General features: G+C 67.0%; 9 protein-coding genes, 1 tRNA gene and 4 pseudogenes. 5 read left to right on the forward strand and 9 right to left on the reverse strand.

The annotated features are described in order from the left end of the window. Positions 1-356: 356 nt before the first annotated feature. The 4 genes and pseudogenes from ABZ471_RS44380 to ABZ471_RS44395 form a co-directional block, all read right to left on the reverse strand. Positions 357-1,844, reverse strand: a pseudogene (locus ABZ471_RS44380) (S8 family serine peptidase); the annotation flags it as partial. 114 nt (positions 1,845-1,958) lie between these two features. Continuing rightward, positions 1,959-2,438, reverse strand: coding sequence for a hypothetical protein (locus ABZ471_RS44385; protein ID WP_359074849.1), 480 nt, complete (start codon positions 2,436-2,438; stop codon positions 1,959-1,961). A 318-nt stretch (positions 2,439-2,756) separates the two neighbouring features. Beyond that, positions 2,757-3,062, reverse strand: a complete 306-nt coding sequence (locus tag ABZ471_RS44390; RefSeq protein WP_359074850.1) for a hypothetical protein — start codon at positions 3,060-3,062, stop codon at positions 2,757-2,759. Then, positions 2,978-3,355, reverse strand: a complete 378-nt coding sequence (locus tag ABZ471_RS44395) for a transposase (RefSeq protein ID WP_359074851.1) — start codon at positions 3,353-3,355, stop codon at positions 2,978-2,980. Before ABZ471_RS44395 ends, ABZ471_RS44390 begins: the two co-directional genes overlap by 85 nt. Positions 3,356-3,564: 209 nt before the next feature. Between ABZ471_RS44395 and ABZ471_RS44400 the strand changes: the two genes are divergently transcribed. After that, positions 3,565-3,639, forward strand: a tRNA-Gln gene (locus ABZ471_RS44400). A 432-nt stretch (positions 3,640-4,071) separates the two neighbouring features. Here the strand turns inward: ABZ471_RS44400 and ABZ471_RS44405 are convergent. After that, positions 4,072-4,548 (reverse strand): MarR family transcriptional regulator, encoded by a 477-nt coding sequence (locus tag ABZ471_RS44405; RefSeq protein WP_359074852.1) that lies wholly within the window; start codon positions 4,546-4,548, stop codon positions 4,072-4,074. Positions 4,549-5,503: 955 nt separating this feature from the next. Between ABZ471_RS44405 and ABZ471_RS44410 the strand changes: the two genes are divergently transcribed. Then, positions 5,504-5,665 (forward strand): hypothetical protein, encoded by a 162-nt coding sequence (locus ABZ471_RS44410; RefSeq protein ID WP_359074853.1) that lies wholly within the window; start codon positions 5,504-5,506, stop codon positions 5,663-5,665. Between the two features lie 28 nt (positions 5,666-5,693). On the opposite strand, the gene ABZ471_RS44415 is transcribed toward ABZ471_RS44410, so the two are convergent. The 3 genes from ABZ471_RS44415 to ABZ471_RS44425 are packed head-to-tail and all read right to left on the reverse strand — an operon-like array spanning position 5,694 to position 7,374. Then, positions 5,694-6,749, reverse strand: coding sequence for a hypothetical protein (locus ABZ471_RS44415; RefSeq protein ID WP_359074854.1), 1,056 nt, complete (start codon positions 6,747-6,749; stop codon positions 5,694-5,696). A 23-nt stretch (positions 6,750-6,772) separates the two neighbouring features. Next, positions 6,773-7,102: a WhiB family transcriptional regulator gene (locus ABZ471_RS44420; RefSeq protein WP_359074855.1), complete on the reverse strand. Its 330-nt coding sequence runs from the start codon at positions 7,100-7,102 to the stop codon at positions 6,773-6,775. 11 nt (positions 7,103-7,113) lie between these two features. Then, positions 7,114-7,374, reverse strand: coding sequence for a hypothetical protein (locus ABZ471_RS44425; protein WP_359074856.1), 261 nt, complete (start codon positions 7,372-7,374; stop codon positions 7,114-7,116). 331 nt (positions 7,375-7,705) lie between these two features. Between ABZ471_RS44425 and ABZ471_RS44430 the strand changes: the two are divergent. From ABZ471_RS44430 to ABZ471_RS44440, 3 genes and pseudogenes are all read left to right on the forward strand, one after another. Continuing rightward, a pseudogene (locus ABZ471_RS44430) lies at positions 7,706-8,034 on the forward strand (IS5/IS1182 family transposase); the annotation flags it as partial. Between the two features lie 393 nt (positions 8,035-8,427). Next, positions 8,428-10,023, forward strand: a complete 1,596-nt coding sequence (locus tag ABZ471_RS44435; protein WP_359074857.1) for a ricin-type beta-trefoil lectin domain protein — start codon at positions 8,428-8,430, stop codon at positions 10,021-10,023. Positions 10,024-10,029: 6 nt separating this feature from the next. Beyond that, a pseudogene (locus tag ABZ471_RS44440) lies at positions 10,030-10,416 on the forward strand (transposase); the annotation flags it as partial. A 284-nt stretch (positions 10,417-10,700) separates the two neighbouring features. Here ABZ471_RS44440 and ABZ471_RS44445 read toward each other — a convergent pair. After that, positions 10,701-11,013 (reverse strand): annotated as a pseudogene (locus ABZ471_RS44445) (hypothetical protein); the annotation flags it as partial.

The raw sequence follows: 11,013 nt of genomic DNA on the forward strand, positions 1-11,013 counted from the left end.
TTCGACGCCGACACGGCCACCCGGCCGTACCAGGGAGGCGAGGGTGGCCGCGATGGCCTGGCGGGCGTTGCCGGTGAACAGGATCCCCTCGGGGTGATGAAGGGTGTCAGGGCCGGAGCGAATTGCATGCCGGCTGTCAGCCCGAGGGCCGTGAGAGCGTCGGGCAGGCCGCGTCCGGTGCGAACGGCTTCCACTGTGCCGGGGGCGGCGAGTGGGCGGCAGCTGGCGGCGATGAAGTCGAACAGGTGCTGTACTCGGCCGGGTCCGCGGGGCAGCAGTTGGCCGTGGAAGACCTCGTGGTGGGCGAGAATGAGGGCGGCCAGGCCGGCAATGTGGGCTGAGGCCGTGCCTGTGCCGTCGAGGGCCGTATAGCCGCCCTCCGGGGCGCACGACAGGACCGCCACGCCGGGGGCGGCTGCGTCGATGCCGGGGCCGTGGCAGCTGAACGGGGCAGCGAACAGTCCTTCGGGTGTGAGCTGCGGTCCTGTGTGGGTGGCGTGGGAGGTGTCGGGCGGGTAGGTGCCGTAGGCCCCCAGGGCGCCTACGGCGAACACGGTGGGCAGCGATGCGGGGAAGGCGATCGGCCCGCCGGTGTCGCCTGCCGGTGCGATGCAAGCGATGCCTGCTGCGGTGGCATCGGCGAGTTTGCGGGAGACCAGTGCCGACGGGTACGGGGTTGCCACGGCGATGTGGGCGATGTCGGCCTCGTGCTCGATGCAGTGGTCGAGGGCGGCGATCAGGTCGCTGAAGTGGCCGTCGGGCAGTACCTGGCAGACGTCGAGTTCGGCGTCTACGGCGATGCCGATGGTGCCCTTGCCGGTGTCTGCGCCAGCGATGATGCCAGCCGTGTGCGTGCCGCTGCCGACCAGGTCGTGCGCCCAGCCTTCGGTGGTGCCGCGGACGACATCGGTCCCGGAACGCACCCGCTGTTTCAGATCAGGATGGTCGATGCTGACGCCTGTGCCGATGACAGCGATCTTGATGCCGAAGCCACGGAACGTAGGGGGTAGCCGGTCCAGCCGCATGGCCTGCTGGCCCCAGCCATACTGCTGGCGTTCCTCCAGCTCCGGGTACACCGTGGCGAGCGGGGTGAGGGTGACGACGTTCTCCCGGGTCGCCGAGAGGTCGGGGCGGTGGATCCAGCGGTCGGTATAGCCGCCCTTGGGGCGGACGTAGAGGGACTGGATGGACTCTTCGGTATCCGTGGTCAGGGTGATGGTGACCGTTCCGTCGGCGGCGGTGATGCCCTGGGTCGGCCAGGTTGCCCCGATCAGGAAGACGCCTGCGCCGGCCAGGGGTTCACCGTCCGGGCCGCAGACACGTAGTGAGATCTCCGCGGGCTTGTCCAGCGGCATAACCAGCCCTGGGTCGCGCAGTGGCAGCATCCCTGCGGTCGGCGTGGCGGCGGGTCCGGTGCCGGAGAGTGGCAGATCGGGTTCGATGTGCACGTGCAGTGTCCGCATTGCCGGCAGCTGGGTCTCGGCGGCTTCGACAACCGCGATCTCCGGGCAGGAGGGAATCGCCCCGGCCGTCAGCAGCTTCTCGGACGGCTGGAGGCGGCGGATCACTGTGACGTCGGGCATGCCCTCGAGCCGGTCACACACTGCGTCCATACTCAGTTCGGGCACTCCCGGTGGTAGCAGTTGCTGCGGCAGCGGTGTCACCATGTACCGCTGCCGGCGCGGTCGCGCCGCCACCGGTGACGGCGCGCTGTTCTTGCGTCGCACCGGTTCTTTGTCCTCGGGTCCCGGTCCGCCGGCCCCTGCGCCCTCGGATTCGCTCTGGCGGTTGTTGCGGGGCTTGCTTCCGGGCCTGTCCTTGACCATCACGTCCACCTTCACCATGCCTGCATCGGTCTTTGTGCTTTTGATCCAGATGACGGGCCGCCCGCGCTTCCACGGTGATGCGGTGTGTCCAAGAGCTGCTCTTGGGCACACCGCATTGCGCGCCGTGAGGGATCAGCCGATGCCGAAGGGCTGACCCGCCTGGCCGAAGCCGGGCTGCTGGTACTGCTGCGGGTACGGCTGGCCGAACGGCTGCTGGCCGAAGCCGCCGCCCCACTGCTGCTGGCCTTGCTGGCCCTGCTGGGACTGCTGCACCAGGGTCAGGATCGCGGTCGGCAGCGCCTGCTGCACGGACTGCTCCACAGCGCTGCGCACGCCCTGGATCAGCGACGTGTGCAGCGCGACGGCCAGGTACGGGTGCGCCTGGTGGGCCAGGCCCTGCTGCTGCAGCTGCTGCTGGACCTGCTGGATCTGCTGCAGCGTCTGCTGCATGCGCTGCGCGATCTGCTGGCTCGCCTGCTGGCAGGCCTGCTGGATCGACTGCTGGACGACCTGCGCGAGCTGCTGCTGCGGCCCGGCGATCTGCTGACCGAACTGCTGCAGGGGCTGGGTACCGGTCATCACCGACATGGTGAAGGCTCCGTTCGATGTCATGGGGAAGCCAACATAAGGGATTATGTTGGCTTTTCGGATGATTCCGACGCGCTGACGCTATGGTCGTATGGCCACAACCGCAATCGGGCAGGCCGCCCAGGCGGAAAGAGTCCCCTGATCGGATCCGGTCACCCGGCGAGTCACTGATGGCGCGGCAGGCGTCGCCGCCCAGCTGCTGACCACCATCACCTGCGCGCCCAGCTCGCTTGATCAGTTGATTCTTCGCCGCAAACCCCGGCCTTCATGCCGGGGACAGGCGATCCCTGGACCGGAGCCGCGAAGCGGCGGAGTTCGCTGCGTTGATGCTCCTATTGCTGGTCAAGCGGTTTGGAGCCAGTCGCGGTAGGCGTGGGCGAGGTCGTCGTCGCGGCGGGTGCCGCGTTCGAGTGTGGAGATTCCGGCTGGCCAGACTCTCATGTGGCGGGCGGCGGCTGTGAGGGTGATGTTCTTGGACTGCCGCAGGGGTCGCAGGCAGGCGATGTCCGGAACGGTGACCGTGGTGGTCAGGCAGCGGTAGATCTCGCGGACGATGGCCCGTTTCAGGAGCCGGATGATTTCCTTCTTCGTCCGGCTGGCGGCGGTCTGCCGCGCGATGTACTCGCGGGTGCGGGCGTCGCTGCCCATGCGGACCAGGCGATGCGGTAGAGGGCAGCGTTGGCTACCCGGTCACCACCGCGTGAGAGGCGGTGCCGGTTGGTCCTGCCGCTGGAGGCGGGCACGGGGGCTGCTCCGCAGAGGGCTGCGAAGGAAGCCTCGGTCCGCATCTGCGACGTCCGGAACTCGAACGGAAGACGAATCGGAGAATAGGTGCCGGCGGCGGGTGGCAACGTCCTGCGGTTGACTGGTCGTACGCGAGCTCTACACCGCGGCGCCACCGTGATCGCGGTTCTCGGAACCGACGACACGCGCCCTGTCATGCCCTTTACCGAGACGACACGACAATGCCTCCGTCCCGACTGGATCACTCGACAGGCCTCGCGTACCAAAATCCAAAACCCTGATCGACACGCTGGATAATCACCGAGTGCCACGGAGAGAGTGCATAGATTAGGCACATGGCCCTACTGCGTTGTGACACGTAGGGCACACTCCGACTGGCCTTAGCTCCCGGGACCTTCGGAGTAAATGGGATATGGGGTAATTGGCAGCCCGACGGTTTCTGGTTCCGTTAGTTCAGGTTCGAGTCCTGGTATCCCAGCCAGTGTGGGTACCCCATCCTGGGAGGCCCTGACGAAGCAAAATATGTGCCGCTATGTCCGGATATGCGGCCGCGCGACCTGCTGAGGATGCTCATCGCGCACCCTGACCGGGCCGTCACACCTGCGTGGCCCCGAGCGCCATCAGCCTAATCCAAGGTGTAAGGAACTCGCCGCGCCACCACAAAGGCTAAATGACTGCTTGCTCGGACAGTGGACGCCTTGGCCCTATCCGGTATCCGGTCCCCTATGAACGGCTTTCCCGCCTCGCACGGGCTTCGAGGGATCGGCAGATGCGGGCCGGGGCGGAACGGGGTGTGGGCCACGGCGCGGGTTGGGCCAGGCGGGACGCTTCCCGCTGCCCGGCTCCGGCCGCCGCCCCGGAGCCACCGGTCCAGCGGTGGCAGCCACAGCTCGTGCAGACCTCCATCTCCGGGTCAGCGCCCGTCCCGAAGACTGTGTAAGTGCTGCTCGATGATCTCCAGCGAAGTGTGTAGGCCGGCGAGCGCCTCGTGCGAGAGCAGGTCGGTGAAGTGACGACGGATGGCGCGCGCATGATGGGGAGCGACAGTCCTCATCATGCGCGCACCGTGATCGGTGAGAATGGCGTAGAACCCTCGTAGATCGGACGTGCAGCGTTCGCGCCGGACTAGACCCGCATTCTCCATCCGGGCTATGTGGTGCGAGAGGCGGCTTCTTGACTCGAAGATGGCAGTTGCGAGGACGTTCATCCGCATCCTCTGCGCTGCGGACTCGGACAGTGTGACCAAGACCTCGTAGTCCCCGAGGCTCAGGCCGAAGGGCTGCAGGTCTCTCTCCAGCTGGTGGGCGAGCATCCGGGTGACAGCCAGGTGAGTGTGCCAAGCGAACTGCTCGGTGGGACTCAACCAAGGTGTGTCTGCCTCGGTCTCCATGTGTGGGTTCCTGCCTTGAACATCGGGCTTCGAGCAGCGAGGGGATGCCTGTCGGCGACGGCCACGGCGTAGCTCAGCGGACACGAGAAACAACCTGCGTGAGGGGTGGGAATGCGGTGCCCTGCGTACGGTCGGGCATGCCGGAGCGCCCGGTACGCAGCCTCACAGATGGGCGAGCGGTCCGACATGCCCGCCTGGGGCGGAGGCCGTCAGCAGGGAGTGGGCCAGCGCGCGGTAGGGCGTGCCCTTGGAACCGTCAGCGATCCTCAAACCGCGGATGTCGCGCAGCCACTCCTCCATAGGGGCGACCGGTATAGCCCTCGCTGTCGTGCAGCTGGAGAGCGACACTCACGGCCCAGTAGGCCACATCGGCGCCCGGGACCTTGGCGCCCGCACTGGCACATGACATCGATATCACCCCGGTTCATGCGTTCCGGGAGCGCGAGCACCAGGTGATGGCGGCTTCCAGTTCGGCAGCCGCTGTTCCCATGCTGGAGGCAAGGGAGGGCATGCCGGACGAGGCGAACCGTCCGGTGCGTCGCCGGGTGCGCGTGGCAGATTCCTGGATCGCGACTGCTCGGTAGCAGCACCAACGGCGGCGGCTGCCTCGGCGATGTGGACCGACGTCTCGTTTCGCCGGCTCCAGAGATCCTCCATCTGACTTTCCAAGACAGCCATATCAGCGACTCCGCATGGTTGAAGGATCTCTTTCTATGCTGAGCAAGAGGGCGCGACAGGAAAGCCCCCGCCCACACCTCTCACCGATTCCGGCACGCCAGCCACATGTCGCGCGTGTACCGCAGCAGCCGAGGTGATTGACGCATCAAGGACACATGACGCCCACGCAAAGGGAGATCTGCCCCCATGTCGAATTGGGCGCCATGATCGTACCCCGTCAATTCCCTTGCCCGGAAAAGAAGTTGAAACATCAGTAAATTCACGTACAGAGGCGCTCATGCTGACGGAGCAGGGCTGTCCGGTCGACGGTGCTGTCCAGGGCGGGGCGAAGCCATGGTGGGTGCAGGCAGCCGCGGGGACCAAGAGGCTCCCCCTGGTCCTGTTCGTCTTCCTCGGTCAGCCACCGGTCTCCGGCGTGACGGCGGGCGTTGGCAAGTAGGGGCATCCAGCGAGGGGCGGTATCTGTGTCATGGCACGGCTGGCATGCGCTTTTCAGCGTGTGCGATGGCGACCGACGCACAGTGACCCGAGCAGAAGTCCCGTGGCGGATCGAAGGATTCGGCCACCTGGACACGGACCCATCCCCGCTGCCCCGGGCGCGGACCGGCTGCCTCCTGGCCGCACCTCTCGACGCTGCGCCCGGCTGCCTTTCCTGTTGGCGTCTGCTCGTGGTGGGCACGCTGCGAGGAGGCAGGCATAGCGCCAGGCGCTTCGGTGGCGACCATGACCGGAGGTGGTCCAGGCTTCCGGCCGTCCTCCAGGCGCGCGCTACTGAGATTCCCGGCGTGATGGCGCCAGGTTGCTTGGTCCCTGGTCTGCGGTTCTTTCACGTTGGGCGGCGACAGCACGCAGAGATCATCAGTAACGGAGTGCGCGGGCAGCACATTCCCGACGGGCACGTCCGAGTCCTGCCCCTCGGCCGAGGACTGAACCTCGGCGGTGGACATACTGGTCATGTGCTCCAGCCGCCTGCATGCGGCTGTCCGGCTGCGCCTCAGGTTGGCGATCTCGCACTGGAGACGGGCCGCGGTGATTGCACGGGCCTGCCCGACCTGGGCTGTCAGCCGGGTGTGCTCCTCGAAGGCATCGATGGCCTTGGCGGACAGTACCCCGCCCCGGCTGACTGGGAGGCCCCGGTCCTTGGCCCAGGCTCGGATGATCATGGTGCTGCTGGTGTCGAGGCGGCTGAGCTTCGACTGCAGCGCCGACAGCTTCTTGTTGATGTCGGCGATCTCGGCACGGATGCGGTTCTCGTCTGCGATGCGGCTCTGGTGGTCGACCAGAACGCCGAGCAGTTCACGAACGCGGACGGACTGCCGACGGACTCGTCGGTCTGCGGTCTGTTCGGCCTTCGTCAGCGCGGCCATGCCACGAAGGAGTGCCGGGTCGATGCCCGACAGCAGGCCTCCTGAGCGGGTCGCGGTCTGGGACAGACCCTGTACTTCGGCGAGTGCAGCCAGCTGCCCCGTGCTCAGGCCTGTCACGTGCTGGATGTCCCCACACTGGTGGCGGCTCTTGAGCATGAGCAGGGCCGTGTCCCGGGAACTCATACCGACTCCTTCGAGGTGACAGTGGGGGAAAATTCGTGGCGCAGCACCCGCCGGCGATTTCTGGTGGTGCCGGCCCAGATGCTGTCGCTGGCCTCTGCAGGGTGATCGATCGCCCACGCCAGACACGGCTCGCGGGTGGGGCAACCGCTCAGACAGGACAGCTGGGCCGTGACCCGGTCAGTGCGGTCATCACTGCTCCACAGGTTCGGGTCGAAGGCGGCGTCCTGGCAGGGTTCGGCGCCACTGAAACGAGGAAAGGGCGCGAGGCGTTCCTTGGGATCAGCAGCTGTGGCATGACCCCAGATACGCGCAGGAGCGGTGTCCACCCGGGCCTCCCTCATCGCGTGGCGTGGCTGTGTAGTGAGTGCCGGAGGTCGGTGATCTCCGGTTGCAGGGAATCCGTCCTGGCCGGGGCAACGACGATGTCCTGGACATTGAGCAGGGCATCGCGCCGATGCAAGCGGGCCACAAGACTCCCGGCCTCCCACAGGGCCTCGTCCAGCGCACTGTCGGCATCCACGCCCTCGACGACGTAATGCTGGTGCCCAAGAGCGCCGTCGAACGAGCGGATGGGCATGGACACGATCCAGGTAGACATGAGCACTCCTTGAGTCTCCGAGCTGCGAAAACGCAGTCCGATATCAGTCAGTTTCTGCACTGATGCCAGACTCTCGTGACCAGACCCGGAACCGCGTCTCCCCACAGAGGACACTGCACCTACCACCCCAGATGTACGGATACAGGACGTACCACCGCGGCGGTACGGGGACGGTGACGGCTGGACGGAACGCCTTCAACATCGGATGGCCGCCCGAACCGAGACATCCGCGGACGGCCGGACATGCAATTCCCCGCGAGCTCCGTGACCTGCCACGACGGGCGGTTGCGGATCGGTCGTGTACCCGGGCGTGGAGGTCCAGAACAACGGAAGGGCGTGGGCCGACACCGGCTATCGAACGAAAGCCATCGACCACGGCGCCCGCCTCGGAATCGACGTCCAAGTCGTCCAACGCGACCCCGGCGTCAAAGGATTCAAAGTAATCCCCCGGCGTTGGGTGGTCGAGCGAACCGGCTGACTCATGCACCACCGCCGCCTCGCCCGCGACTACGAAACCCACTCCCACCGCTCCGAAGCCATAATCCACGTCGCGATGATCGACCTCATAAGCCGACGACTCACCCAGCGAATCCACCCCGAACTGGCGCGACACCTGAACCTCGAACCAAACAACCTCACCGGGACAAAACGCTCTTTTAGGAGCGAGATCGGATTCGCGATGCGTTCGGCATTCCGAGCGTGATGTCGCGTGCAGCAGCCCCTCTGAGCTGGTCCTATTGGTGACTGCACGGCGACACCACACAGAGATCATCAGTAACGGCCGATCACGGGTGATTCCAGGGACGGGCATCCACAGGTCGCAGGCCTGCTGCCCCGATCTGCTTGCGGATTCAACGCCCGAGGGGGAAGATTCGACCGCTGAGATCTCTGAACGGCATTCAGCAATTCTAAACTCTGGTCCGCGGTTGATCCCCCGATCAGGAGGGCACCTTGAGTGAGAGACCACCCGGCCAGGGACTACCGGGCCTTTCAGACGCCGCGTTGACCGCGCTGGTACGCCTGAGCCCGCGACGTGGTGATTCATTCCTCGTCTTGGAGGAGCTCTTCGCGCGGCACTGGACGAACGTCTACCGCTATGCCGTGTTGTGCACCCGCAGGTCGGCCGCGGCAACGGAACTGGCCAGGGAAGCGTTCCTCCGCACCCAGCGGGAGGCCCGGGACAACGAGGCCACGGCATTCGCCTGGCGCCCCACTCTGCTCGCCGCGGTTCTCGTACGCGCCTGTGCCTGGGTGCAGGGCGGCCGTAGAGCGGAGCTGAGCGCCGAACTCTTGGCCTGGCTGGACGAACCGGACAACGTCCGCGTGGGCAAGGAGGGACTCCAGCCCTCCCTTGCCCACCGGGCCTTCCTGAAACTGCCAGAGCAGATCCAGTGCCTGCTATGGCACAGCGTGGTCGAGCTCGATCCGCCAACGGTGATCAGCCGCCTGACCGGCCGGGACGATCACGTCACCGCACAGCATCTGGCCCAGACACGCACGCTCTTCCGCGAGGAATGCGTCCAGGCCCACCTCACGGGCACCACCGACCGCCATTGCCTGGCATACGCCAGCCTGTTGGACGCGGCTACCCGCGCCACAACGACCGACCAGGGGGCATCGGATCTGGAACGGCACCTGGCGGGCTGCGCCCGCTGCCGAGCAGCCGGCCACGAACTGACCCAGCACATGGACCGGCTGCCTCTGATCCTGGTCCACGGGATGGTGGCCTGGGGAGCCGAGCTGTACCTGGGCGACCCCGGACAGGCTCCACGGACCGACACAGCCAGGCTCCCCCGTTCACCGCATGCCGCCCTCCGCACACGGGCGCGCCCGGGGACCGTTGCCGTCGTTGTCGCCACCGCCCTTGTCGCCGCCTCCACCGCGGCGGTCCGCTTCATCCCCGATTTGAGCGGCCACGCGGCCGAACCGTCGTACAGCAACACCCGGCAGCCCCCGGCCACGAATCCGGGCGGGCGCTCGGCCGCTTCGCGGCCCAGCACCCACGCCTTCCGCACATTGTTGCGCAACGCCGCGACTGGCCAGTGCCTGGACGTCCGCGACGGCGCCCTCCGCCCGACGGCGGACGTGGTCACCAGCCGCTGTACATCGGCTGCCCGGCAGCAGTGGATCTTCGGCGACGACTCCATAGTGCGCAACGCCGCGGACCCGGGTCTGTGTCTGGACACCGCGGGCCACAAAACCCTCCAGCTGCACGCTTGCCCCGCGAAGCCCGGCGATGGCGCCGACGGACTGCACCTGGCCTGGAATACGAAGGGAGAAATCGCCACCGCCGTCTCACCGCCCCTGCTCCTCACCCTTGAACGCGCCCACGACCGCCCGGACACTGTCACCCTCAAGGTCCGCGACGGCTCCCTCGCTCAGACCTGGCTCGGCAGACCGCCCGACACCTCCCCCGGCGGCACACCGGCACCTGGCCTCACCTCCGTAGGACAGACCGGAGAGACCAGACCATCAGATTCCGCCGAACCCTCCCCGCGGAACTCTGAGCCGGGCTCCGCATCCCCCGTGCCAACGGAAACAAAGCGCAACAACTCCTCCCGACGTCCACCGACGCCGACCCCCTCCCCCAGCGCTACGCTGAGCGTGTCACCTGGGCCGATTTTCACGTTGGCCGAATGGCCCAGCTGACGGGTCACTAGTAACCACCAGGTCGTCATCGACGCCGACTCACGCCTTGTCGTCGTGGTCGGCCGGCCGCTCGCCGGGAACCGGAACGACTGCAAGGCATGGGAGGAGTCCGGCGCCAAGGCCGCCGTCGGCAAGACCCTCACGATCGCCGACGGCGGCTACCCGGGCACCGGACTCGTCATCCCGCACCGCCGACAGCGCGGCCAGAGCGAACTCCCGGCCTGGAAGGAGGAGCACAACAAGTCCCACAAGAAGGCCCGGGCCCGCGTCGAGCACGTCTTCGCGCGTATGAAGACCTGGAAGATCCTCCGCGACTGCCGCTTGAAGGGCGACGGCGTCCACCACGCCATGCTCGGCATCGCCCGGATGCACAACCTCGCCCTCACCGGATAGATCAACGGACTTCACCGCGGTCAACCATGCCCGAGACGACTCGCAGATCATTTACGGGACAGCCCTTTAGCGAGAACCCAATGCTGAACGGGCAGAGGCCGATGCCGGTGCCCTGCAGTTGGATGTTGGCCGCGCCTTGCCCGGCTCCCCTACCCTGCAGTTGAGCCCCGGCCCTGCCTTCCGCGGTTGCCCCGCCCTGGCGCGGAGCGGATCCCCGTGCCGTCCCGATCAGTCACATCCCGGACTCGGTCCTCCGCCTACTCCGACTTCCCGCTGCCCGACGGTTACAGGAGTGGGTTACGGATCAACATCCGCAGCACTTTACTGCGCCGCGGTGCCACCGCTCGGAGAGCACTCGATGGCGGCGAATCGAGCGGCTCCGGGACCGCCAGCACCGCCATGATCATGACCGCCGGGACCGCCCGCACCACCAGGATCGACGGGACCTCCCGCACCACCAGGATCGACGGGACCTCCCGCACCGCCAGGACCAGTACCGCCGGGATCGACGGGACCTCCCGCACCGCCAGGACCAGTACCGCCGGGATCGACGGGACCTCCCGCACCGCCAGGACCAGTACCGCCGGGATCGACGGG

The organism is Streptomyces sp. NPDC005728 (genome assembly GCF_040630895.1).
Taxonomy (GTDB): Bacteria; Actinomycetota; Actinomycetes; order Streptomycetales; family Streptomycetaceae; genus Streptomyces.